This is a genomic window from Afipia sp. OHSU_II-C1, assembly GCF_000497575.1.
Lineage (GTDB): Bacteria > Pseudomonadota > Alphaproteobacteria > Rhizobiales > Xanthobacteraceae > Afipia.
On the sequence record NZ_APJI01000010.1, the window covers coordinates 170,294 to 193,637 of the forward strand.

22 protein-coding genes are annotated in these 23,344 nt (G+C 61.8%); 6 read left to right on the forward strand and 16 right to left on the reverse strand.

Features of this window, described 5'->3' with window-relative positions; all coding sequences use genetic code 11:
• Positions 1-161 precede the first annotated feature (161 nt).
• The 4 genes from holA to I554_RS0110380 form a co-directional block, all read right to left on the reverse strand.
• A complete protein-coding gene (gene holA, locus I554_RS0110365) occupies positions 162-1,190 on the reverse strand; it encodes a DNA polymerase III subunit delta (RefSeq protein WP_024576797.1) in 1,029 nt (342 codons plus the stop codon).
• A gap of 24 nt (positions 1,191-1,214) precedes the next feature.
• Entirely contained in the window at positions 1,215-1,769 is a 555-nt protein-coding gene (gene lptE / locus I554_RS0110370; RefSeq protein ID WP_024576798.1) for an LPS assembly lipoprotein LptE, read from the reverse strand.
• Positions 1,756-4,386, reverse strand: coding sequence for a leucine--tRNA ligase (leuS, locus tag I554_RS0110375; RefSeq protein ID WP_024576799.1), 2,631 nt, complete (start codon positions 4,384-4,386; stop codon positions 1,756-1,758). Before leuS ends, lptE begins: the two co-directional genes overlap by 14 nt.
• Before the next feature lie 102 nt (positions 4,387-4,488).
• A complete protein-coding gene (locus tag I554_RS0110380) occupies positions 4,489-6,180 on the reverse strand; it encodes a diguanylate cyclase (RefSeq protein ID WP_024576800.1) in 1,692 nt (563 codons plus the stop codon).
• A gap of 106 nt (positions 6,181-6,286) precedes the next feature.
• Between I554_RS0110380 and I554_RS0110385 the strand changes: the two genes are divergently transcribed.
• The gene (locus I554_RS0110385; RefSeq protein WP_024576801.1) at positions 6,287-6,976 is read left to right on the forward strand and encodes a YggS family pyridoxal phosphate-dependent enzyme; all 690 of its coding nucleotides are present in this window, start codon (positions 6,287-6,289) and stop codon (positions 6,974-6,976) included.
• Positions 6,977-6,982: 6 nt separating this feature from the next.
• Here I554_RS0110385 and I554_RS0110390 read toward each other — a convergent pair whose 3' ends face one another.
• On the reverse strand, positions 6,983-7,552 hold the full coding sequence (locus I554_RS0110390; RefSeq protein ID WP_024576802.1) for a L,D-transpeptidase family protein: 570 nt from the start codon (positions 7,550-7,552) through the stop codon (positions 6,983-6,985).
• A 130-nt stretch (positions 7,553-7,682) separates the two neighbouring features.
• On the opposite strand from I554_RS0110390, the gene I554_RS0110395 reads away from it, so the two are divergent.
• Positions 7,683-8,369, forward strand: a complete 687-nt coding sequence (locus I554_RS0110395; RefSeq protein ID WP_006023290.1) for a response regulator transcription factor — start codon at positions 7,683-7,685, stop codon at positions 8,367-8,369.
• Positions 8,370-8,402: 33 nt separating this feature from the next.
• Positions 8,403-8,843: a cyclic nucleotide-binding domain-containing protein gene (locus I554_RS0110400; RefSeq protein ID WP_024576803.1), complete on the forward strand. Its 441-nt coding sequence runs from the start codon at positions 8,403-8,405 to the stop codon at positions 8,841-8,843.
• Positions 8,844-8,867: 24 nt separating this feature from the next.
• Here the strand turns inward: I554_RS0110400 and I554_RS0110405 are convergent, their stop codons facing one another.
• The 8 genes from I554_RS0110405 to I554_RS0110440 all read right to left on the reverse strand — a co-directional run bounded on the left by I554_RS0110405 (position 8,868) and on the right by I554_RS0110440 (position 18,628).
• The gene (locus I554_RS0110405) at positions 8,868-9,683 is read right to left on the reverse strand and encodes an exodeoxyribonuclease III (protein ID WP_024576804.1); all 816 of its coding nucleotides are present in this window, start codon (positions 9,681-9,683) and stop codon (positions 8,868-8,870) included.
• Positions 9,684-9,821: 138 nt separating this feature from the next.
• The gene (locus tag I554_RS0110410; protein WP_024576805.1) at positions 9,822-10,652 is read right to left on the reverse strand and encodes an outer membrane lipoprotein carrier protein LolA; all 831 of its coding nucleotides are present in this window, start codon (positions 10,650-10,652) and stop codon (positions 9,822-9,824) included.
• Between the two features lie 85 nt (positions 10,653-10,737).
• A complete protein-coding gene (locus I554_RS0110415) occupies positions 10,738-13,182 on the reverse strand; it encodes a DNA translocase FtsK 4TM domain-containing protein (protein WP_024576806.1) in 2,445 nt (814 codons plus the stop codon).
• 4 nt (positions 13,183-13,186) lie between these two features.
• On the reverse strand, positions 13,187-14,419 hold the full coding sequence (locus I554_RS0110420) for an aminotransferase class I/II-fold pyridoxal phosphate-dependent enzyme (RefSeq protein WP_024576807.1): 1,233 nt from the start codon (positions 14,417-14,419) through the stop codon (positions 13,187-13,189).
• A 334-nt stretch (positions 14,420-14,753) separates the two neighbouring features.
• Positions 14,754-16,196: an ammonium transporter gene (locus I554_RS0110425; protein WP_024576808.1), complete on the reverse strand. Its 1,443-nt coding sequence runs from the start codon at positions 16,194-16,196 to the stop codon at positions 14,754-14,756.
• 37 nt (positions 16,197-16,233) lie between these two features.
• Entirely contained in the window at positions 16,234-16,572 is a 339-nt protein-coding gene (locus tag I554_RS0110430) for a P-II family nitrogen regulator (RefSeq protein ID WP_002713927.1), read from the reverse strand.
• A 331-nt stretch (positions 16,573-16,903) separates the two neighbouring features.
• Positions 16,904-18,214, reverse strand: coding sequence for an ammonium transporter (locus I554_RS0110435; RefSeq protein WP_024576809.1), 1,311 nt, complete (start codon positions 18,212-18,214; stop codon positions 16,904-16,906).
• 75 nt (positions 18,215-18,289) lie between these two features.
• Positions 18,290-18,628, reverse strand: coding sequence for a P-II family nitrogen regulator (locus I554_RS0110440; protein WP_024576810.1), 339 nt, complete (start codon positions 18,626-18,628; stop codon positions 18,290-18,292).
• 247 nt (positions 18,629-18,875) lie between these two features.
• On the opposite strand from I554_RS0110440, the gene I554_RS0110445 reads away from it, so the two are divergent.
• Positions 18,876-19,751 carry a DUF4339 domain-containing protein gene (locus I554_RS0110445; RefSeq protein ID WP_024576811.1) on the forward strand — a complete coding sequence of 292 codons (876 nt, stop codon included), beginning with the start codon at positions 18,876-18,878 and terminating at the stop codon, positions 19,749-19,751.
• Between the two features lie 87 nt (positions 19,752-19,838).
• Here the strand turns inward: I554_RS0110445 and tesB are convergent, their stop codons facing one another.
• The gene (tesB, locus tag I554_RS0110450) at positions 19,839-20,726 is read right to left on the reverse strand and encodes an acyl-CoA thioesterase II (RefSeq protein WP_024576812.1); all 888 of its coding nucleotides are present in this window, start codon (positions 20,724-20,726) and stop codon (positions 19,839-19,841) included.
• Positions 20,727-20,883: 157 nt separating this feature from the next.
• On the opposite strand from tesB, the gene I554_RS0110455 reads away from it, so the two are divergent.
• Both I554_RS0110455 and I554_RS0110460 read left to right on the forward strand, forming a co-directional pair.
• On the forward strand, positions 20,884-22,104 hold the full coding sequence (locus I554_RS0110455; RefSeq protein ID WP_024576813.1) for a ubiquinone biosynthesis hydroxylase: 1,221 nt from the start codon (positions 20,884-20,886) through the stop codon (positions 22,102-22,104).
• Between the two features lie 17 nt (positions 22,105-22,121).
• A complete protein-coding gene (locus I554_RS0110460; protein WP_152527622.1) occupies positions 22,122-22,625 on the forward strand; it encodes a hypothetical protein in 504 nt (167 codons plus the stop codon).
• 12 nt (positions 22,626-22,637) lie between these two features.
• On the opposite strand, the gene I554_RS0110465 is transcribed toward I554_RS0110460, so the two are convergent.
• The gene (locus I554_RS0110465; RefSeq protein WP_024576815.1) at positions 22,638-23,030 is read right to left on the reverse strand and encodes a nuclear transport factor 2 family protein; all 393 of its coding nucleotides are present in this window, start codon (positions 23,028-23,030) and stop codon (positions 22,638-22,640) included.
• Positions 23,031-23,100: 70 nt separating this feature from the next.
• On the reverse strand, positions 23,101-23,298 hold the full coding sequence (locus tag I554_RS0110470) for a Trm112 family protein (protein ID WP_019199222.1): 198 nt from the start codon (positions 23,296-23,298) through the stop codon (positions 23,101-23,103).
• Positions 23,299-23,344: the final 46 nt, after the last annotated feature.

Genomic DNA, 23,344 nt, shown 5'->3' on the forward strand with positions numbered 1-23,344 from the left:
CGGTCATCCCCGCGAAAGCGGGGATCCATAACCACTGAATGTTGTGGTGAAGGAAGAAAGCCAGTCCCAGCATATTCTATGAATCGAAAGTTCAGGGAGTATGGGTCCCCGCTTTCGCGGGGACGACATCGCATGTGATGCTAAGCCGCGTCTCGGATCGTCTAGCCCCGCCGCCGGGCATTCACCGCGATTGCAAGCAGCGCACGCTGTGCAATGACTTCCGCCAGCGACGACTGTTTGCGCATGTCGAATGCCGCATCCGCCAGTTGTGCCATGACACGCGCCAAGCGCTCGGAACTGGTATTGCGCAACGCCGTCTCGACCAGCGTCTTGCGCGAAAAATGCAGCCGCGGAAATCCGCTGTCGAGCGCCTCGAGTTCGCTGCGCCCTTCTTCGATCGAGAGCCGCGCCTTGTGCAGCAGCGCCGCGTGGCGCTGCGCCGACATGATGATCAGGCCGGGATAGGTTCCTGCGGCCATTGCCTTGGCGAAGGCCGTTTCGACATCGGCGGCGCGTCCCGCAAAGGCATTGTCGACAATCGGATCGAGCGCCAATCCCGATGCGTCGGTGACGATGGCAACCACGTCATCAAGCGTGACCTCACGCTGACCATGCGCGTAAAGCGCGACCTTGCGGATTTCGTTGCGTGACGCTTGCCGGTCGCCGCCAAGCAGTGAGGTGAGTGCCGCGCGCGCGTCCGGTGCAATTTTCAGATTCGACAGGCGCAGTTCGTCGTCGATCAGTCTGGCAAGATCGCGCTCGGTGTCGGCATAGCAGGCGATGGCGACGGCGGTCTTTGCTTTCTCGCAGGCTTTCCGCAGCGGTGCATCCGGGCGCAGTTCGCCGGCCTCGATGACGATGCGGCAATCCTTCGGCTGCATCTCGGCCAGCGTATCGATGCCGCTTGCGAAGCTGCGCGAGCCGGCGCGAATCCGGATCGCGCGGCGGCCGCCGAACAGCGGCACAGTCATGGCTTCGTCAACCAGGCGTGATGGCTCGGCGGCGAGTTCGTCGCCGTCCATCCTGACCAGGGAAAAAGGATCGTTCGGATCGTCGACAGCAGAGGCCATCAAGGCATCGGCGCGCTCGCGTACGAGGCCTGCGTCCGGGCCATAGAGCAGGATGATCGGCCGCGACGGATCGGGCCGGGCCAGAAACGCGTCGATTTCTTTCCCGCGAAGCGCGACCACACTTATCTCAAGGCTTATTGTCGATCAGGTGCCAGCGATGAAGAACGAGGCGAGGCGCTGGCTGATATTGTCGGCGATGACCTTGGCTGCGCGGTCTTCGGCATCACGCAGTCCGCGCGAGCGGGCGAAACGCTGCGCCTGTCCCGGAATATCGTAGGACACACGCGAGAAGGTCGTACCGGTCAGCACCGTCTTGTCGGTGGCGTTGTCCTTCAGTTCATACGTCGCATCGATACCGTAGTTCTCGATATCGGGCCGGGCGGTTGTCGGGTCGACGATGACCGACAGCCGGGATGTGCTCAGCCGCATCACCAGACGGTGGGTTGGCGGGCCGCCGACTGCGCTGCCGTACATGCTGAACATCAGATGGTTGCGAATCTCGACACCGAGCCGTGCTTCGCGCGAACCGTTCGGCAGGTTGAGCGGAGGAACCTCGACGCCCTGCAGCTTTTCGCGCAAAGCCGAGCCGCCCGTCGCGCTGCGTTCGCCGTACATCGGCTGGAAGCACCCGGCCGTCAGGGCCGCAACGGCGGCCACGGCAATGAGCCGGACAGCGATGCGCTTATCAAACCACGACATTCACGATCCTCTGCGGAACGACGATGACTTTTCGGGGAGGTTTCCCGTCCAGAACCGATTTTACTGCATCGAGTGTCAAAACGGCAGCCTCAATTTCCCCGTTTGAAGCATTTCGGGCGACCGTGACATCCGCGCGCTTCTTGCCATTAACCTGCACTGGCAGCGTAATTGTGTCATCGACCAGCAGTTTGGCCTCGGTTTCAGGCCAATTTGCCTCCGAAACCAGTTCCTGATGCCCCAGAGCCTGCCAGCATTGCTCGGCCAGATGCGGCATCATCGGGGAGATCAGCCGAACCAGGATGTCGAATGCCTCCCGCGCCGCCGCTGCCACGGCGGGGTCGGTCTGCAGGGATTTCGCCGGCCCGTCGACGACGTCGCCCAGCGCGCCGACGAAGGTATAGAGCTTGGCGATCGCGGTATTGAAGCGAAGCCGCTCGATGGCGGTCGAGACATCCGCAAGCGTGCGATGGGCGATGCGCCGGAGCGCCATTGCACCGTCGTTGTTATCCGCCACGGCTGTACCCGGCGGCGGCAGATGCGGGGCGGCGGCGTTCACCAGCCGCCAGATGCGCTGGACGAAGCGGCCGGCGCCCTGCACGCCCTCTTCGCTCCAGATCACATCGCGGTCAGGCGGCGAGTCCGACAGCATGAACCAGCGCGCGGTGTCGGCGCCGTAAGTGCCGATGATGTCGTCGGGGTCGACCGTGTTGCGCTTCGACTTCGACATCTTCTCGATCGGGCCGATCTCGATCGGCTCTTTCGTTGTCAGCAAGGACGCGCTGCGTTTATCGCCGACGGTTTCGATGCTGATCTCGGCCGGTGAGGCAAACGTGCCGTCCCGCTTCTTGTAGGTTTCGTGCACCACCATGCCCTGCGTGAACATGCCGGCGAACGGCTCGTCCATACCGATATGCCCTGTCGCCTTCATCGCGCGAACGAAGAAGCGGCTGTAGAGCAGATGCAGGATCGCATGCTCGACGCCGCCGATATACTGATCGACCGGCATCATGCGATCGACGACATTGCGAGTCGTCGGCGCGTTCTCGTTCCACGGATCGGTGAAGCGCGCGAAATACCACGAAGAGTCGACGAACGTGTCCATCGTGTCGGTTTCGCGCGTGGCCTTGCCGCCGCACTGCGGACAGGTGACGTGCTTCCAGGTGGGATGATGATCGAGGGCATTGCCCGGCTTGTCGAAGGTCACATCCTCCGGCAGCACGACCGGCAAATCCTTGTCCGGCACCGGCACCACATCGCACTTCGGGCAATGGATCACCGGGATCGGACAGCCCCAGTAGCGCTGGCGCGAAATACCCCAGTCGCGCAGGCGGAAGTTCACCTGCCGCTCGGCGACCGGCGTATTGCCGCGCGTTGCGCTCTCGAGGCGCCTGGCGACGTCTTCCTTCGCCTCCTCGATGGTCATGCCATCGAGGAAACGCGAGTTGATCATGCGGCCTTCGCCGTCATAGGCGGTGTCCGTAATGACGAACGATTTGGGATCGACGTCCGGCGGACAGACCACCGGCGTATTTCCGAGGCCGTATTTGTTGACGAAGTCGAGGTCGCGCTGGTCGTGCGCGGGGCAGCCGAAGATGGCGCCGGTGCCGTATTCCATCAGCACGAAGTTGGCGACATAGACCGGCAGCTTCCAGTCGGGATCGAACGGATGCACGGCCTTGATGCCGGTGTCGAAGCCCTGCTTCTCGGCGGTGTCGATGATTTCCTGCGCGGTGCCCTGACGTTTGGTCTCGGCAATGAACTCGGCAAGCTTCGGATTCTTCGCCGCCGCCGCCTGCGCAAGCGGATGATCCGCCGCGATCGCCATGAACTTCGCGCCGAACAGCGTATCCGGCCGCGTCGTGAAAACCTTGAGTTCATTCTCGCCGCCTGGCGCCGTCGCCGGGTCAAGCGCGAAACGGATCAGCAATCCTTCCGAGCGGCCGATCCAGTTCCGCTGCATCAGCCGCACCTTGTCAGGCCAGCGATCGAGCGTGTCGAGCGCGTCTAGCAGATCCTGCGAGTACTTCGTGATCTTGAAGACCCACTGGTTCATCTCGCGCTGTTCGACAACGGCGCCGGAGCGCCAGCCGCGGCCGTCGATCACCTGCTCGTTGGCGAGCACGGTCATGTCGACCGGATCCCAGTTGATCTTGCGCTTTTCGCGCTCGGCCAGCCCCGCCTTCATGAAGTCGAGGAACATCTTCTGCTGATGCTTGTAGTAGCTCGGGTCGCAGGTCGCGAATTCGCGCGACCAGTCGAGCGACAGCCCCATGGTCTGGAGCTGCTTCTTCATCGTGGCTATGTTCTCATAAGTCCACGCCTTCGGCGCGACCTTCCGCTCGATGGCGGCATTCTCGGCAGGCAAACCGAAGGCGTCCCAGCCCATCGGATGCAGCACGTTGTGGCCCTTGGCGCGCATGTAGCGCGCGACCACGTCGCCCATGGTGTAGTTGCGGACATGACCCATGTGGATGCGCCCTGACGGATAGGGGAACATCTCGAGCACGTAATATTTCGGCCGGGGATCGTCGTTGCGAGTGGCGAAAATCGCCCGCTCGTCCCAGAGCTTTTGCCAGCGTGGCTCGGATTCGCGGGCGTTATAGCGTTCGGTGCTCATCGGATGGGTCGTCTGCCAAAGGGGGATTCAGGAGGCGGCAGACTAGCCACAAAAGACCGCGAGGGGTCAACGCTTTAGGCGCAAATATGGCCTGCGCGGCCCTTAGCCGGCCAGGGAAACCGGCCGATCGGCAGGCAGGATCAGGCCGTGTTCGACCACCGTGTTCCGGCCCCGGCGTTTGGCTGCATACAGCGCCGCGTCCGCGGCCTCGATCAGATCGTCTTGGGGCTGGGCGCTGCCCGGCGTGACCGTCGCGATGCCCACGCTGACGGTGACGTGCTTGAAGTCGCTGGTGACGTGGGGAATCGTCAGTTCTTCGATTGTTGTGCGAACTTTTTCAGCCACCTGCAGCGAGCGGGCGGCACTGCTGTTCGGCAGCAACAAACAGAATTCCTCGCCGCCATAACGGGCTGCGAAGCCTGCATAGGCATCCGCGATTGTCGACAGCGCCTCGCCGACGCGGCTAAGGCAGGCGTCGCCTTCGGGATGGCCGTAGGTGTCGTTGAAAAGCTTGAAATGATCGACGTCGATCATCAGCAGCGAAAGCCGGCTGTCGCATTGCAGCGCCTTCATCCACTCGAATTCGAGCCGGCTCTGGAAGCCCCGGCGGTTGGCCAGCCCGGACACCAGATCGAGCGATGCGATGACGGTGAGCCGGTCGTTCGCGGCAGCCATTTCGCGCTCACGCTCGGAGAGTTGTGACGCCATGGTATCGAACGCCTTGGCGAGAGGAATGAACTCAATTGGCAAGGAGGCGTTGGAGGCCTTGGCGGAAAACTCGCCGCGGCCAAAACGATTGGCGGTGTCGGTCATCATGCGGAGCGGCCGGATGATGAGGCGCTCGCCGGCGAACCATGCGCCGAGCAGCGTCGCAAGAACGACAATTGCGAGCTGTATGTATGCAGTCCTGATCTCGCGGTTGATGTCACCCAGTAACAGCGACTGGTTGATGCTGACGATCATGCGGGCCCGCGTGCCGGTAACTCGCGCGAAAGACACTGCCTTGCGCTCCCCGTCGGCCGATTCGAACGAGATCGAGCCATACTCACGATCGAGATTGATTTCCCGCAGCGTGACCGCTTCCAGCAGCGACGTATCCTTGAGCTTCTGCCCGATCAGATTCATGCTTTCGGGCGGAGATGCCAGGATCGTTCCGGTGCCGTCGACAAGGACGACCGACACGCCGGAGCGTCCGCCGCGGTTCGCCAGCAACTGCGACATCCATTTCAGGTCGATTGCAGCGATCACCACCGCTTCCTGCCGGCCGTTCACCGCGGAAACCGGATACGCCGCAATCAGCGTCGGCAGGGCGGTAATGCGGCTCGGGATGTAATCGCTGATGACGAAATCATGAGTTTCACGCGCCTTGACCACATAGTCGCGGTCGCTGAGATCGAAGCCGACAACGCTTTGCGACGTCGAGCAATCGATCTTGCCTTCCGGGCCGATGATTGAAAGGTTTCTGATCCAGGGCAGATCGACCCGCAGGCTTGCGCGCATCACCGCGCAGCCGCGTCCCTGCTGGGAGGCTGCGGCGTAAATGTAGGCGGAGGATTTCACAACGGCCTGGACCGTCGAGATGATTTCGCGCTGCGCGTCGGCGGTATGCTTTGCAAGCTCCGATAGTTCGTTTGCGGCCTGGATCATCTGCCTGGAGCGCGAGTCTTCCAGCAGACGGACGCGGTCGAGCATCAATGGCACGACCAGAATCAACGCCAGAAGCACAAGGCGCGCGCGAATCCCGAATAGCGCCTTGAGTTTTGACGTGTTGCGGCCGAAGCTGGCGATTGACATCGGTATTCCCTTGCCCCACGCCAACACTACAAAAAAGGGTTCAAGGACCCTTTTTTGAATTCGCTAAAATTCGAATGATCCTTAATTTGAAGGCAAGTTTACATCGATGGCTGTGGATAATGTGCCGCCGGTAACATCCGATTCACCAAACGGTCTCGACGCCGTGGAGCGGGAAATTTCGCGTGCGTGCAGGGATGCCCGCCGGGAGCGCTCCTCGGTGACGCTGGTTGCCGTGTCGAAGACATTCGACGGCGACGCCATCGTGCCGGTGATCCGTGCGGGTCAGCGCGTGTTCGGCGAAAACCGCGTGCAGGAAGCGAAAGCCAAGTGGCCGCCGTTGATGGCGGCGCATCCTGGCCTCGCGCTTCATCTGATTGGACCGTTGCAGTCGAACAAGGCCAAGGAAGCCGTCGCGCTGTTCGACGCCATTCATTCGGTGGACCGCGCCAGTCTCTGCGAGGCGCTGGCGAAAGAAATCGTTAAGCAAGACCGCCATCCGCAACTGTTCGTTCAGCTCAACACCGGCGAGGAGCCGCAGAAGGCGGGTATTGCGCCGGCGGATGCCGATGCATTCATTGCGAGTTGCCGCGACGTCTACGGTCTGCAAATTTCCGGACTGATGTGCATTCCGCCGGCCGCGGATCCGCCTGCGGCGCATTTCGCGCTGACCGCCAAGATCGCAGCGCGCAATGGACTGAAATTATTATCGATGGGGATGAGCGCGGATTTCGCCACCGCGATTCAGCTCGGCGCAACCCATGTGCGTGTCGGGTCCGCGATTTTCGGTCATCGCTGAAACGATTCAGCCGATTACGATTTTCGTGTCCGGTCCCAGTCGCGACAGCAATCTCAGCATCGCGTTTTTGGTGAGCCCGACGCAGCCCGCGGTTGGCGAAAATTTCTCGCGGGCGAGATGCAGGAAAACGGCGCTGCCCCGCCGTGCGATGCGCGGACGGGTGTTGTGGTCGATCTCGATGATGAAATCATAGAGATGATCTTCACGGGCCAATCGGTCGCCGCCTTCGCCAGGCGCACGCTTGACCGCGCGGTTGTAGTGTCGCTCGGCGGGATCTTCCGACCAGGCGTCCGCAGGGCCGATCGCCCGGACCGGAAGATAGGTTCGCGGCCGGGGGTGCCTGTCGGCGCGCCACCAAAGCCGCACCGGCCGGAAGATGCCGCGGGGTGTTCCGCCGTCGCCTTCGAACTTGTTGGCCTTGATTCCGCCGCGTCCAAGCGCGACCGGTAGGATATGGGTGCCCGCCACCAGCCAACCCTGGTTCGGCCGGCCGGCGGCAGCATGGACCCTGACAGCGGAAAGCGGCCGATCACGCAACGGTGTTCGATAAGCCCTTGGAAAGCCTAGATTTCCCATAATTGGTTCCCGTGACTGCGTACAACTCCGGCTTGCGCTTTCGCCTGCAAATGCTCTATTTCGCCGAGGTTCTTCGAGATCGCTCTTAGGACCTTCTATATACAAGCCGAATTTTAAAGGACTGGATGCAATGGCCAACGCCCGCAAGATCCTGATCGTGGACGACGACACCGATCTGCGCGATGCCCTGGTGGAGCAGTTGTCGCTTCACGAGGAGTTCGAGGCATCCGCCGTCGATACCGGCGCGAAAGGCGCGCTGGCGGCGAAAAGCAACTCGCCCGATCTCGTGCTGATGGATGTCGGCCTGCCCGACACCGATGGCCGCGAGGTGGTCCGCAGCCTGCGCAAGGGCGGCTTCAAGTCGCCGATCATCATGCTGACCGGCCACGACACCGATTCGGACACGGTTCTCGGGCTCGAATCGGGCGCGAACGACTATGTCGCGAAGCCTTTCCGATTCGCCGTGCTGCTGGCCCGCATCCGCGCGCAGCTGCGCCAGCACGAGGCCAGTGAAGACGCGGTGTTTTCGGTGGGTCCTTACAGTTTCCGGCCGGGCTCCAAGATGCTGACTGGCGCCAATGCCAAGAAGGTCCGGCTCACCGAGAAGGAAACCGCGATCCTCCGTTTCCTTTACCGTGCCGGCCAGATGCCGGTGTCGCGCGAGACCCTGCTGCAGGAGGTCTGGGGCTATAACTCAGGCGTCACCACTCACACGCTGGAAACGCATATCTATCGCCTGCGCCAGAAGGTGGAGAAGGATGCCGCCAACCCCGAAATTCTTGTGACTGAATCCGGCGGCTATAAGCTGGTGCCATGAGGCGAATCAATCGCCGATCCATCTCGGCGCCCTATGGCTATTGAAGACGACATCGCCCTGTTTTCGCGCGTCCCGACACTGAATTTGTTGGGCCCGGCGGCATTGCAGGTGCTTGCGATCGGCGCGGAGCAGCGCGATTACGGATTCGGCGAGCGGCTGTTCGAAGAGGGCGATCCTGCGGATTCCGGTTTCATTGTTCGGCACGGCGCGTTTCGCGTGGCTTCGGACGATGGTCATGAAGCCATTGCGGGCCAGAACGTCCTGATCGGCGAGCTCGCGCTGGTGGTTCCGATGGCGCGGCCGGCGACGGCGACGGCTCTCGAACCGTCATCGGTGCTGCGCATTTCGCGCAGCCTGTTCCAGCGTGTGCTCGAAAGTCATCCCGAAGCGGCAAGGCGCCTGCGCGATGATTTCGCCGCGCGCACCAACGCGGCGGCGGGTGCAATGATCCGGGCGACCGAAACGCTGCGATAGTTTTCGCCGCCGCCTTATGTGAAATCATAGATCGAGCACTGCCGTCACCGGCACATGGTCTGACGGGCGCTCCCAGCCGCGCGCGTCCCTGGTGATTTTGAAATCACGAACGCTGTCGCCGAGCGCCTGTGAGACCCAGATGTGGTCAAGGCGGCGGCCCTTGTTCGCCGCGCTCCAGTCCGCGGAGCGGTAGCTCCACCAGGAATAGACTTTCTCGGATAGCGGAATTCGCTGCCGCGCGACGTCAATCCAGTTGCCCTGCGCCTGTACGCCGAGCAGCTTTTCGCATTCGATCGGTGTATGCGACACGATCTTCAAGAGCTGCTTGTGCGACCACACGTCATGCTCGTGCGGGGCGACGTTGAGATCGCCGACGAGAATGTGCCTGTCATTGGCTTTCGGATGCAGCGGCTCGCAATCGCGCATCTCGTCAAGGAACGAGAGCTTGTGCTCGAACTTCGGATTGAGCGCGGGATCGGGAATGTCGCCACCGGCAGGCACGTAGAAATTATGCACGACCAGCGGCTTGGCGATTTGTGCCTTCTGTCCGAAGGACACCGAGATATGACGTGAATCGACCTTGCCGCAGAAGGTTTGCACATCGCTGCTCTCGAAGGGAATCTTCGAGACGATGGCGACGCCGTGATAGCCCTTCTGGCCATTGAGTGCGACGTGCTCATAACCGAGCCGCTTGAAACGCTTCAGCGGGAATGCGTCATCGATGCATTTGGTTTCCTGAAGACACAGCACATCGGGCCGCACCGACTTGATGAATTTCGCGACCAGATCGATGCGCAGCCGCACCGAATTGATGTTCCAGGTTGTCAGGGTGAAGCGCATGGGGGAGGCGGGATTCCGGATCGTCACACCCCGTCTATTCAGGGCGGATCGCCGGGCGCAGGCTAACGGAAGCGGCACCGTTCTTCAAATGGCTGCGCTTGCCCAGACGGTGGGCAGCCGCAACTCGCGCAGGACGCGTCAGTTGTTCGAATTCTGGTAGTTGGTGAAGTCGATCTTGAACATCGAGGGATCGAGCTTCTTGGTGGTGTCGAGATTGTAGACCGCGACGGTGGTGTCGTATCCCTGCGGATCGGTGACGGTCCATTGCTTGAGCTGATTGTCCTTGGCCCCGATCATCAGCATCAGGCGGCTGGTCCCGACCAGCGCCTGCTTTTCTTCGATCGTCACGCTGATAAACATGTTGTCCGATGACACGCCCACCACATTGGTGTCGCGCAAGAGATCGATGCGGTCGGACAGGAGATAGCGCAACGGGGTTTGCGACAGCGGGTAGACGTCCTGGGTTGCGAGCCTGCGGTCGAGCACGACCACCGATGTGCCGTCGGCCACAAGCGCGATCGGCGACGGATCGTCATACTCGAAACGGATCTTGCCGGGCTTCTGGATGTAGAAATCGCCGGTCGTGCGTTTGCCGTCCGGACCGACCTGTACGAAATTACCCGAGACGTTCTGCAAGGACGAGAGATAGGTGCTGACCTTGCCGGCCAGCGCCTTCTGGTTGGCGTCGAAGCTTGGCGTGCCGCCGCCGAACAGGCTGCGCAGATCCGGAATGATCGGCGTCGGAGGCGTCGAGGTGTTCGGAGCCTGCGCCTGCGGCGCCGGGATGTCGCCGGGGCGTGCTTTCGGCGCGGGCTTGGGAACCGGAACAGCCTGCGCCAGCGCCGACGGCATCATAAGCGATGCTGCAATCGTCGCCGCGAGCGCCAGTGTCGGCACCTTCGCGACAGAAAAAACGCGGGCTGGCCGCCGGGGCTGGCAGGACGGCTGATTGCGATGGGGTTTTTTCAACGGTCCGTCCTGTCGGGAATGCCTTGTGATCTTTCCGCCGGGGCTAGCCCCAAGCTATGGCGTTTTCGCGGCTGCGAACAGGGTCTCAGCCAAATCGATCCTCTTCCTCGGCGACGAGAATCTCGCGTTTTCCGGCGTGATTTGCCTGTCCGACGATACCTTCCAGCTCCATCCGCTCCATCAGGGTGGCGGCGCGGTTGTAACCGATCTGGAGCCGCCGCTGGATGTAGCTGGTCGATGCCTTGCGGTCGCGTTTCACGATGGCGACGGCCTGCTGGAACAGGTCGCCTTCGCCGCCGTTGGCGCCCATGCTGGTGCCGTCGAACACGGCGTTGCCGTCCTCGTCGGTTTCCTCTTCCGCAGTGACCGCCTCGAGATATTCCGGCTGTCCCTGCGACTTGAGATGACGGACGATCTTTTCGACTTCCTCGTCCGACACGAACGGGCCATGGACGCGGCTGATGCGCCCGCCGCCCGCCATATACAACATATCGCCCTGGCCGAGCAGTTGCTCTGCGCCCATTTCGCCAAGAAGCACGCGGCTGTCGATCTTCGAGGTGACCTGGAAGGAGATACGCGTCGGGAAGTTCGCCTTGATGGTGCCCGTGATGACGTCCACCGAGGGGCGCTGCGTGGCGAGAATCACATGGAGACCCGCGGCGCGTGCCATCTGTGCGAGGCGCTGCACCGCGCCCTCAATGTCCTTGCCGGCGACCATCATCAGGTCGGCCATTTCATCCACAATGATGACGATATAGGGCAACGGTTCGAGTTCGAGTCTCTCTTCCTCGTAGATCGCCTTGCCGGTTTCCTTGTCAAAGCCGGTTTGGACGGTGCGGGTCAGTTCCTCACCCTTGGCCTTCGCCTCGGCGACGCGCGTGTTGTAGCCGTCGATGTTGCGGACGCCGAGTTTCGCCATGTTCTTGTAGCGTTGCTCCATCTCGCGCACGGCCCATTTCAGCGCGACGACCGCCTTCTTCGGATCGGTCACCACCGGCGTCAGCAGATGCGGAATGCCGTCATAGACCGACAGTTCGAGCATCTTCGGATCGACCATGATGAGGCGGCACTGGTCCGGGCGCAGGCGATAGAGCAGCGACAGGATCATGGTATTGATGCCGACCGACTTGCCCGAGCCGGTGGTGCCGGCGATCAGAAGATGCGGCATGCGCGCCAGATCGACGATCACCGGCTCGCCGCCGATGGTCTTGCCGAGGCACAGCGGCAGCTTCGCGGTGCTCCCGGTTGCCTCCTTCGCGTTGAGCAGTTCGCGCAGGTAAACTGTCTCGCGCTTGACGTTTGGCAATTCGATGCCAATGGCGTTGCGCCCGGAGACGACCGCGACACGCGCCGAAACTGCACTCATTGAGCGTGCAATGTCGTCGGCAAGGCCGATCACGCGCGACGACTTGATGCCCGGTGCGGGTTCGAGCTCGTAAAGCGTCACGACAGGTCCGGGGCTGGCTTTCACGATTTCGCCGCGCACGCCGAAATCCTGCAACACACCTTCCAGGGCGCGCGAATTCGTCTCAAGCTCGTCCTTGCTCAACGTGAAGCGATCCGATGCTTTCGGAGCGGCGAGAACGGAGATCGGCGGCAGCACGAACACGCCCTTGCGTCCGGAAGATTTCGGTTCGGCACGCTTGCGGGCACGCGGCGCGGGCTCTTCGTCTTCTTCCTCGTCCTCTTCTTCCTCTTCGTATTCGTCCTGTGGTACCAGCGACGGAGCGCGGCGTTCCCCGCCGAGATTTGGCTCCATGCGCTCGAACGATCGCGTGCGTTGTGATTCGGATCGTCCGACCATCATGGCGAAAAGCGCGGAGCCCATGCGGACGATGCGCGCCTTTGCACTCATCGCCGCATGGACGAGCCATCCCAGCGAGATCGATCTGCGATCATCTTCCTCGAAATCCTCTTCGTCTTCGATCATCGGCGGCCGTGTGCGCTCCACGATCTTTTCCTGCGCGCCCGCGCCGCATGCAAAGACGAAGCTCCCGATCATCGCGGCGAACAGGATGATGCCGAGCACGATACGATAGATCAGGCCGGGCGGGCCGAACACGACGGCCGGGAAACGCACCAGCGCATCGCCGACGACGCCGCCAAGTCCGGTCGGCAACGGCCATGCGCCGCTGCGCGGCAGGCAGCTTGCAAATCCTGCCGCGATCACCGCGCACAGAATCCAGCACGCGATCCGAAGCGCTTCGCGGTCGAAGTGACGATGCGTCACCAGTCGCCATCCCCAGACCGCCACGGGGAGAATCAGCATGATCGCTCCGAGTCCGAGAATCTGCATCAGCATGTCGGCGCCGATTGCGCCCGGACGGCCCATGAGGTTGCGGATCGGACCTGAGGTCGCGTGGCTGAGGCTCGGGTCCTGCACAGACCAGGTCATCAGAGCCGCGGCGACGACACAGGAGAGGGCGATGACGCCGAGGCCGGCGAGTTCGCGCAGGCGACGCGCCAGCATCTCGCGTAATGGATCGGAAATCTGGCCGACGATGGGAATAACGCGTTCGATCGCTGGCATTGTTTTACGAGCCCCGAGCTTCGTTCAGGACGTCGACCATACGGTGCAACGCCTCAGCCGTTGTTTCACTGTCCTGTTGCACCAAGGCGACGCGGATGTATCCGGCGCCGGGGTTGCTGCCATCTGCCTGCGGCCGCGCCAGATAACTTCCGGGGATAACGCGCACGCCGCCATCCCTGAAAAGCCTCACCGTCGCGGCTTCATCGCCGCCATGCGCGGAGACATCGAGCCAGATGCAGAATCCGCCCGCAGGCCGCCGGTAACCGAAACGGTTGCCGAGGATCTGATCCGCGAGATCGAACTTGATCCGATAGAGCCTGCGATTCTCGTCGACATGGGTTTCGTCGCCATAGGCGGCGACGGCGACGTGCTGAAGCGGCACCGGGACCTGGGGCGCCGCGACATTGCGCAGCTCATGGAAGCGCGCGAGGAAGTTTTTGTCGCCGGCAACAAAGCCGACGCGCAGGCCCGGCAGGTTTGATCGCTTGGAGAGCGACTGGAACGCGACCACGTTGGCGAAATCGTTTCCGGCGGATGCGAGCATGCTGCCGGGCGCTTCGCCGGTGTAGATTTCGGAATAGCATTCGTCGCTGAGCACGATGAAGCCGTGGCGGTCGGCGAGCTGCTTCACCCGGTCGAAGTAGGCGCGCGATGGCACCGAGCCCTGCGGGTTCGCAGGCGATGCCAGGTAGAAGGCGACGGTGCGGTCGAGGGTTTCCGCGCTTAGCGACTCGAGATCGGGCAGAAAGCCATTCTCGCGCGTGGTCGGCAAGAAGATCGCTTCACATCCGGCGGCCCGCGCACCCGCCGCATAGGCCGGATAGAACGGATTGGGCATCAGGATCGCGGGCGTGCCCTTGCGCGGACTGACGTAGCGGGCCGCGGCGATGCCCGCGAAAAACAGGCCCTCCCGGCTGCCGTTGAGCACCAGAATTTCGGTGTCGGGGTCGATGGCCTTGGTCAGGCCGAATCGCCGCGAAGCCCAGCCGGCGGCGGCCTGCCGGAACGGCTCGATGCCCTTGGCAATCGGGTAGCGGCCGAAGTCGCTGATATGGCTGGCCAGCACCGGTCCGACAAAACCCGGCACCGGATGCTGCGGCTCCCCAATTGACATATTTATCAATGGCTTACCGGGCGTGTAAGGGCTCAGCAGCTCGGTCAGCCGGGCAAACGGCGAGCGCTCGCCGTCTTGGGCGCCGGCGGCGGAAGCCGAGCGGGAAGAAGCGGTCATGGCCATTCGAAAAACGCCAGCACTAGTAAGGTCCGTCGATCCTGCGGGTCGGTCAGGGGGCCACGCAGGATGTGATCACGTCACCATAGGTGCGGCGAGGTTAAGACGCGATTAACCATCGCGGCGCGGGCATGGTTTGCGGCGCTCCCCGAGAGATGAACCTGTCTGAAAAAGTAAGGGCCCCAGCTTGTGCTGGGGCCCTCCGACGGAAGGGGCATTGCCGGGTTTGTGCCCCAACCGTTGTTCAGAAGGATGATCCGGAAAAGTGGAAACCGGTTTTCCGATAAGATCATGCTCACCAGAGAAGTCGCCGCGACCCGTAAGGATCGCGGCAGGTCGCTTACATGTTGTAGGCGCGCTCGGTGTGGTCGGTGAGATCCAGACCTTCGCGCTCCTGCTCGACCGGAACGCGCAGACCGACGATCACGTCGACGACCTTGTAGATGATCGCCGAACCGATGCCCGAGAACAGCAGCGTGGTGCCCACGCCCCAGCTCTGCGAGATCATCTGAGCGACCATGTCGTAGTCGCCGATCTTGCCGGTGACGTAGTCCATGACGCCGGTGCCGCCGAGGGCAGGGTTGACCAGGATGCCGGTGCCGAGAGCGCCGACGATGCCGCCGATGCAGTGGACGCCGAACACGTCGAGCGAGTCGTCATAGCCGAGCGCGTTCTTCACAACCGTACAGAAGAACAGGCAGACGACGCCGACGACGAGGCCGAGAACGATTGCGCCCATCGGACCTGCGAAGCCGCAAGCCGGAGTGACGGCAACGAGACCCGCGACCGCACCCGACAACGCGCCGAGGACCGACGGATGACCCTTGATCATCCACTCCGCGAACATCCAGGACAGGGCCGCAGCAGCGGTTGCCAGGAAGGAGTTGGTCATCGCGAGAGCAGCGCCGCCCGAAGCTTCGAGGTTCGATCCGGCGTTGAAGCCGAACCAGCCCACCCAGAGCAGCGAAGCGCCGATCATGGTCATGGTCAGCGAGTGCGGAGCCATCAGCTCCTTGCCGTAGCCGGTGCGCTTGCCGATCAGGAGAGCGCCGACGAGACCTGCGATACCGGCGTTGATGTGCACCACCGTGCCGCCTGCGAAATCGAGAGCGCCCTTCTTGAACAGGAAGCCGCCGTCAGCCATCACCTCGTCGAGTTTCGCCTGTGCCGCAGTCTTTGCAGCGCCGTCAGCCGCGGCTGCCAGTGCCTTGGCTGCATCGCTGATCGCGTCCGGTCCGGCCCAGTACCAAACCATGTGGGCCATCGGGAAGTAGATCAGCGTCACCCAGAGCGGGATGAACAGCGCGATAGCTGCGAACTTCATACGTTCGGCAAAGGCGCCGACGATGAGGGCCGGCGTGATCGCGGCGAAGGTCATCTGGAAGCAGAAATAGATCATTTCCGAGATGTTGGCATCGACCGAGAACGTCGCCGCCATCGAGTCGGTCGTGATGCCGGACATAAAGGCTTTGGAGAAGCCGCCGATGAAATCCGAACCGCCGGTGAATGCAAGGCTGTAGCCGTAGAGGGCCCAGATCACGCAGACGATGCAGACGGTGTAGAAAACCTGCATCAGCACGGACAGCATGTTCTTGGAGCGGACGAGGCCGCCGTAGAACAGCGCGAGGCCCGGGATGGTCATCAACAGCACGAGAACTGTTGCTGTCATCATCCAGGCATTATCGCCCTTGTTGACGGTTGGCGCGGCGTAGGCGGCTGTCGTAGCGAAGAGGCCGACGGCGAGAGCTGCCAATCCCGCGCTGGTGGGACGCTTGAACGTCATTTGTTTGTACTCCTGATAAGATGAGGTTTGCGCGAAATCAGAGCGCCGCGTCATCGGCCTCGCCCGTGCGGATGCGAACCGCATGGTCGAGATTGATGACGAAGATTTTGCCGTCGCCGATCTGGCCGGTCTTTGCAGCACCGGTGATCGCTTCGATGGTCTTGTCGACTTGGGACGAGGCGACAGCGACCTCGATCTTGATCTTGGGCAGGAAACTGACGGCGTATTCAGCGCCGCGGTAGATTTCCGTGTGGCCTTTCTGGCGGCCATATCCCTTGACTTCCGTCACCGTGAGACCGTGAACGCCGATGGCGGTCAGGGCATCACGGACCTCTTCCAGCTTGAATGGCTTGATGATGGCCATAACAATTTTCATGGGTACTTCCCCGCTTGGGCCCGGTCGTACGGACCGGGCGTTCTCGACTGAGGGTCACCGCGCGAAGACAGATCACTCCACGGGCACAGCCGGGTCCCTTAGAATCAAATGCCGTGCCAGAACCGGCGAAATCCCTAACGGTTTATGAATCCGAGGGTTTTTGGCTCCGGAGGGGGTGCGAAGAAATTGGGCTGTTTTGTCGCGCCTAAAACAGTGACAGTGATGCCAAAAACATAGGCACACCAGACTGCCGACACATTCGTGCCCATCGGACAAGCAAAAGGTATCCGGCCGCCGAAAACGCGGGGGTAAATCCAACCAAATGGGGCGATTATTGGAGCGCTTCGCCGTGCTGGGTGATGTCGAGCCCTTCGACCTCATGCTCGTGCGGAACCCGCAGGCCCGCCAGCATGTCGACCATTTTGAGCAAGACGAACGTCATCCCGCCCGTCCAAACGAACACAACGGCCACGCCATAGGCCTGGGTCAGCAGCAGCCTGGGATTGCCCTCGATCAGCCCAGCGGTCCCGCCAATGGCGGCGGTCGCGAAGATGCCGGTCATCAGGGTGCCCAGCAGCCCGCCGATGCCGTGGATGCCGAACACGTCGAGGGTGTCGTCATAGTTGAAGCGGTGCTTGAGGCTGGTGCAGGCCCAGAAACAAATCACGCCGGCCGCCACACCGATCACGATGCCATGCCAGGGCTCCACGAAGCCCGAGGCGGGTGTGATCGTGCCGAGCCCCGCAACGGCGCCGGAGATCATGCCGAGCACCGACGGCTTGCGCCGCGTGACCCATTCGATCGCGCTCCACGTCAGCGCGCCGGCGCAGGCTGCCAGATGGGTTGCGAGGATCGCCATCACGGCGCGTGAGTTGGCCTGCAAGGCCGAGCCGCCGTTGAAGCCGAACCAGCCGACCCACAACAGGCCGGTGCCGATCACCGCCAGCGAAAGATCGTAGGGCGCAAGGTTCTCGGTGCCGTAGCCGCGGCGTCGTCCCATCACAACGGCTGCGACCAGACCCGCGGTGCCGGCGCTGAGATGAACCACAAGGCCGCCGGCGAAATCGAGAACGCCGGCCTGCGCGAGAAAGCCGCCGCCCCACACCCAGTGCGCCAGCGGAATGTACACGACCGTAAACCAGCCGATGCAAAACAGGACGTAGGATGAAAAGCGCATGCGGTCCGCAACCGATCCCGCCACCAGCGCGACAGTGATGACCGCGAAGGTCATCTGGTAGATCACGAACAGCGCCTCGGGAATGGTCTTCGCTGCACTGTTCACGCCGTCCATCGTCATGCCGGCCAGCAGGAAGCGCTCCAGTGTGCCGAGCCATGCGCCGTCGCCGACGAACACCAGGCTGTAACCGTAGATCACCCACAGAATGGAAATCAGCGCCACTGCGATCAGGCTTTGCGCCATGGTCGCCAGCACGTTTTTCTTGCGCACCATACCAGCATAGAACAGCGCAAGACCCGGTATCGTCATCATCAGCACGAGCGCGGTCGCCGTGATCATCCACGCCGTATCGGCGGCATCGATCTTGACGGTTTCAGCGAGGGCCGGCGTTGCAGATGCAAGGGCGAAGCCCGCAGCAGAAAACGCCGCCGCAAAATGTGCGACCGCACGCGGCAATCTCAACATGGTAATCCCCCCGGCTAGGAAGACCTTGCGGCGTCTTGCGTGCGCCGCTGCAGTCGTGATGCGTATTCCAGAAAATTAAAGTGCGTCGTTGTCGGTCTCGCCGGTCCGGATGCGGACGGCATTTTCGATCGGCGTGACGAAAACCTTGCCGTCACCGATCTGGCCGGTGCGCGCACCGGCGGTGATGACCTGCACAGCCTTGTCGGCGAGGTCGGACCCAACCGCGATCTCGATCCGCAGCTTGGGCAGGAAGTTCACGATGTACTCTGCGCCGCGGTAGATTTCGGTGTGGCCCTTCTGGCGGCCGAAACCCTTCACCTCGGTCACGGTCATGCCGTGCACGCCGATTTCGGTCAGGGCCAGACGAACCTCCTCAAGCTTGAAGGGCTTGATGATGGCGGTGATCAGCTTCATGGAGCGCTTCATCCCTTAAAATCAGTGCGGCAGCGTCACGAGTCTTTACTCGGGCCCGCGCGAAACCGCTACCTTTTTGGGCAATCGGGCAGAAAAATATGCAGGTTCGATTGAAAATCGTTGCGGCAAAGCGCGGTCCGTTTGTAGCATCCGCCGTCTCGGGGGCTGAGACCGATTGCCATTGATGCCGCAGGATTTCCTCGCGGCTGGTCCGGCGCTCCGTTGTCCCACAAACAAAGGAAATATCATGCCGGGCCGATCTTGGTTTGTTGCTGCCGGGGATAAGCAGGAAGGCCCGTATTCCGAAGACGAATTTCGAGATCTGATCGCGCGGGGAAGCATCAAGCCGGACACTTATGTGTGGGCCGACGGCATGCAGGACTGGAAATATGCCGGCGATATTCCGGGGCTGCTTTCTGGCGGAGTTGCGCCGCCGGCAATTCCGCGCCCCGGCGCATCGGTCCCCTCCGCCAATGGCGATCCGTCCGGCGGATCGTTTTCGATCGACATCGGCATCTGGGAGATGCTTGGCCGCGCACTGGTTTTCGTGATCGGATTCCTGCTGGTCGTTCCGGCGCCATGGGTGGCGGCGAGCTTCTACGGCTGGATCGTCTCGCGCATTCATGTGCCGCAGCGAGGTTATCTCGGCTTCACCGGCAAGCCGCTCGACATCTGGTATGTGTTTGTCGGGCTGGCGCTGATGACGTATGTCGGGCTCCTTGGCATTCCCTATCTTGAATACCTGTTATTCCCGGTTCAGGCGTATCTGTCGTGGATGACGGTGCGCTGGGTGATGGCGAACATCACATCGGAGGGTCGTCCGCTCCAGATCAGTTTCGACGGCAGCCCTTGGGTCTATATCGGCTGGTATCTTCTGATGGCGCTGTCTTTCATCACCATCATCGGCTGGGCCTGGGTTGTCGTCTACTGGATGCGGTGGATCTGCGCCAACATCGGCGGCACGCGGCGCGCCATTTCGTTCAACGCGACAGGACTTGAGGTGCTGTGGCGAACGCTGGTGTTCTCCATCGGCTGCGTGCTGATCATTCCGATTCCATGGGTGATGAGCTGGTACACCCGCTGGTACGTTTCGCAGTTTTCTGCGGAAGAACGGCTGGCGTAACACAACGCGATGATGCGAAAGTTAGCCAGCGTCGGTTTCTTTTACTCGGGCATGATCTGATCCGAAACCGGTTCCCACTTTTCGGGATCATGCCTGAACCGGCTTTTCCTTGCGCTCGCGCACCGAGCCTTCCTGCGCGACGGAGGCGACCAGTGTTCCGTCCTGCTTGAAGATCAGCCCGCGCGTCAGGCCGCGGCCCCCCTGCGCGCTCGGAGAGTCCTGACTGTAGAGCAGCCATTCGTCGGCGCGGAACGGGCGGTGAAACCACATCGCGTGATCGAGGCTCGCAGGCATCATGCGCTGATCGAACAGCGTGCGGCCGTAACGCGCCATCACCGCATCGAGCAGCGAGAAGTCCGACGCGTAGGCCAGTGCGCACATGTGCAGCGCCGGATCGTCGGGCAGTTTGGCGACGGTGCGAATCCAGATATGGATGCGGCCGTCGTCGATCTTGTGGCCGAAGTAGCGGCCGAGTTCGACCGGGCGCAATTCAATCGGCCGGTCTGATTCATAGTAGCGCCGGATGAACTCCGGCATCTCCTTGAACATCGGCTGCTTGGAGACTTCCTCCGCTGTGAGTTTTTCCGGCGGCGGAACGTCGGGCATCTTGTCCTGATGATTGAACGAGCCTTCTTCCTCGGCGTGGAACGACACCATGATCGAGAAGATCGCCCGGCCGTGTTGTATCGCGGTGACGCGCCGCGTCGAATAGCTCTTGCCGTCGCGCAGCCGCTCGACCTCGTAGACGATCGGAATCTGCGGGTCGCCGGGCAGGATGAAATAGCAGTGCAGCGAATGCGGCAGCCGCTTCTCGACATTCTCGACGGTGCGGCAGGCCGCTACCATCGCCTGACCGATCACCTGCCCGCCGAACACACGTTGCCAGCGCGTCTTGGGACTGACGCCGCGGAACATGTTCACTTCGAGTTGCTCGATATCGAGGATCGACAACAGATCAATCAGGCTTTTCGACATTCACGATGTTCCGATCTTCGGCCTACAGGTAAGGCGAGCGGGTTTCCGGTGACCCGCAAACCCTGATAAACCCATTCACGGGGCATATTTCCCCCATGGCCGGGCCTGAGGCAAGGGCGGCCATGAAACGAAATGCACCTATGAAAGTTCGGACTTTATGTCGTCACAACGAAGTATCGTGATCGGTGGAGGCGCATTCGCCGGTCTGGGGCTGGCGCTGGCGCTGCGGCAGGGTCTTGGCCCCGACGTTCCGATCGTTGTTGCAGATCCCGCCTTTGCCATGCGGCCGAGCCGCGATCCGCGCGCATCCGCGATCGTGGCCGCCTGCCGCCGCCTGTTTGAAGTGGTCGGCGTCTGGGATCAGGTGGCCGAGAGCGCCCAGCCGATCCTCGACATGGTGGTGACAGATTCGAATCTCGGCGACGCGACCCGGCCTGTCTTCCTGACATTCGCCGGCGAGGTCGAGCCCGGCGAGCCGTTCGCGCACATGGTCGAGAACCGGCATCTGATCAATGCACTGGTGACGCGCGCGGAAGCGGAAGGCGTTGAGCTCAACGCCGTCGCAGTTTCTGCCTATGAATCGAATGCCGAAGGCACGCGCGTCACATTGAGCGATGGCCGCGTCATCGATGCTTCGCTTCTGGTTGCTGCCGACGGTGCAAAGTCGAAACTGCGCGAGCGCGCCGGCATTGCGACCCATGGCTGGGACTACGATCAGTCCGGTATTGTCGTCACCGTCGGACACGAGCGCGATCATCAGGGCCGCGCCGAAGAACATTTTCTGCCTGCGGGCCCGTTCGCGATTCTGCCGCTGAAGAATAATCGCTCATCGCTGGTCTGGACCGAAAGCCGCTGTGAGGCTGCGCGGATCGTTGAACTGCCCGACAATGAATTTCAGGCTGAACTCGAGAGGCGGTTCGGGCTTCATCTCGGCGAAGTGAAGGCGCTCGACAAGCCGCGCGCCTTTCCGCTCGGCTATTTCGTGGCGCGGTCGTTCATCGCGGAGCGCCTCGCTTTGGTTGGTGACGCCGCCCATGTGATTCACCCCATCGCCGGACAGGGCCTCAACATGGGCCTGAAGGATGCGGCTGCGCTGGCGGAAGTGATCGTCGATGCGGCGCGGCTCGGCATCGATCACGGACAGGCGGATGTGCTGGAGCGCTATCAGCGCTGGCGGCGGTTCGACACCGTGGCGATGGGCGTCGCCACCAACTCGCTGAACATGCTGTTCTCGAACAAGTCGGCGCTGCTGCGCACGGTGCGCGACATCGGTCTCGGGCTGGTCGATCGCGTGCCGCCGCTGAAAAGCGCGTTCATTCGTCAGGCGGCAGGTCTCTCGGGCGAGGTGCCGCGGCTGCTGCGCGGCGAGGCGCTGTAACTTCTAGGCCGATGCTGATGGTTAAAGTCCGAAAACTTGTTTGTCTGCTTCTTGTCGCAATGCTGCTGGCATTGTCTCCAGTCAGAGCTCTTGCGTTAGTGGCTGAACCGTCGACATTCGGGACTCCTATCGCAGAAAAATGGCGTAGGCCATTTGCTCGCTTTCTGGGAGAGCTCGGCGTAGCTGAGATTGATACGGTTATTGCTGCGAGTCGTGCCAGCGATTATCCAGAGTTTTTCGATAAGGATGCTCCTGCGAAAATCATATTTCGCATTGTTCATCCTCACGCGTGCGTTCGCGATCAAGACGAATGCATGACGATCATTGGCCAAATCAAGGATGAGGTCTTTGTTGCTGAGGCGATGTTCTATGCGGGCGACAGAATCATCGTCGGTGACAGCTCACCCCGAATTTTAGGTGTTCAATCTTCTACGCCAATTTCCTTTATTAGCAGAACCTCAGCCATCAGCGTCGTAAGGACCGCGAAAGGCATCTTGATCGTTAGCCAGCCTAAATATTAATCTAATCGAGGGTTAACCTGCCTTCGCCAGTTGTTCGCCCATCAGGCGATGCAGCAGGTTGATCGCCTTCAGCGGGCGGACCATCACCTTGAAATGCGTGATCTGGCGTCCGTCTTCGCTGAAGGTGATGATGTCGACGCCGTTGATCTTGATACCCTCGACTTCGTTCTCGAATTCGAGCACCGCGCCGTTCTCGTTGCGCCACTCGTTCAGATATTTGAAGCCGGGGCCGCCGAGCACCGTTCCGGCGCTGGCCAGATACTTAAATGTGATGTCACGTCCGCGCTGCGGCGTATGGACGACAGGACTTTCAAACACGGCGTCAGGGTGCAGCAGGTCCCACAGCGCCTTCTCGTCATGAGCCTTGATGAAGTCGTGCCAGCGTTCGAGGGCGAAGGGTCGCATCGGGTGTCCGGTGTTATGGGCAAGGCATCGCTTCGGCGGCGATGTTCTGGGTCGCGCGCGCGGTCCGCTCTTAATCGATCCGGCGCGCTTCTTCCGGCAGCATGATCGGGATGCCGTCGCGGATCGGATAGGCGAGCTTGGCCGAGCGCGAGATCAATTCCTGCCGCGCGCTGTCGAACTCCAGCGGCCCCTTGGTCTGCGGGCACACCAGAATTTCCAGCAATTTGGGATCGACACCGCTTTCGGGCCGCTCAGACGGCGAGGTCATAGGTCAACTCCACATCCATACTTTGGCAACGCATTGCCTCGGTCTT

Coding starts and splice junctions, on each gene's coding strand:
- lptE (WP_024576798.1), bottom strand. CDS start 1,769: ATGTCGTGGTTTGATAAGCGCATCGCTGTCCGGCTCATTGCCGTGGCC.
- leuS (WP_024576799.1), bottom strand. CDS start 4,386: ATGAGCACCGAACGCTATAACGCCCGCGAATCCGAGCCACGCTGGCAA.
- I554_RS0110380 (WP_024576800.1), bottom strand. CDS start 6,180: ATGTCAATCGCCAGCTTCGGCCGCAACACGTCAAAACTCAAGGCGCTA.
- I554_RS0110385 (WP_024576801.1), top strand. CDS start 6,287: ATGGCTGTGGATAATGTGCCGCCGGTAACATCCGATTCACCAAACGGT.
- I554_RS0110390 (WP_024576802.1), bottom strand. CDS start 7,552: ATGGGAAATCTAGGCTTTCCAAGGGCTTATCGAACACCGTTGCGTGAT.
- I554_RS0110395 (WP_006023290.1), top strand. CDS start 7,683: ATGGCCAACGCCCGCAAGATCCTGATCGTGGACGACGACACCGATCTG.
- I554_RS0110400 (WP_024576803.1), top strand. CDS start 8,403: ATGGCTATTGAAGACGACATCGCCCTGTTTTCGCGCGTCCCGACACTG.
- I554_RS0110405 (WP_024576804.1), bottom strand. CDS start 9,683: ATGCGCTTCACCCTGACAACCTGGAACATCAATTCGGTGCGGCTGCGC.
- I554_RS0110415 (WP_024576806.1), bottom strand. CDS start 13,182: ATGCCAGCGATCGAACGCGTTATTCCCATCGTCGGCCAGATTTCCGAT.
- I554_RS0110420 (WP_024576807.1), bottom strand. CDS start 14,419: ATGGCCATGACCGCTTCTTCCCGCTCGGCTTCCGCCGCCGGCGCCCAA.
- I554_RS0110425 (WP_024576808.1), bottom strand. CDS start 16,196: ATGACGTTCAAGCGTCCCACCAGCGCGGGATTGGCAGCTCTCGCCGTC.
- I554_RS0110430 (WP_002713927.1), bottom strand. CDS start 16,572: ATGAAAATTGTTATGGCCATCATCAAGCCATTCAAGCTGGAAGAGGTC.
- I554_RS0110435 (WP_024576809.1), bottom strand. CDS start 18,214: ATGTTGAGATTGCCGCGTGCGGTCGCACATTTTGCGGCGGCGTTTTCT.
- I554_RS0110440 (WP_024576810.1), bottom strand. CDS start 18,628: ATGAAGCTGATCACCGCCATCATCAAGCCCTTCAAGCTTGAGGAGGTT.
- I554_RS0110445 (WP_024576811.1), top strand. CDS start 18,876: ATGCCGGGCCGATCTTGGTTTGTTGCTGCCGGGGATAAGCAGGAAGGC.
- tesB (WP_024576812.1), bottom strand. CDS start 20,726: ATGTCGAAAAGCCTGATTGATCTGTTGTCGATCCTCGATATCGAGCAA.
- I554_RS0110455 (WP_024576813.1), top strand. CDS start 20,884: ATGTCGTCACAACGAAGTATCGTGATCGGTGGAGGCGCATTCGCCGGT.
- I554_RS0110460 (WP_152527622.1), top strand. CDS start 22,122: ATGGTTAAAGTCCGAAAACTTGTTTGTCTGCTTCTTGTCGCAATGCTG.
- I554_RS0110465 (WP_024576815.1), bottom strand. CDS start 23,030: ATGCGACCCTTCGCCCTCGAACGCTGGCACGACTTCATCAAGGCTCAT.
- I554_RS0110470 (WP_019199222.1), bottom strand. CDS start 23,298: ATGACCTCGCCGTCTGAGCGGCCCGAAAGCGGTGTCGATCCCAAATTG.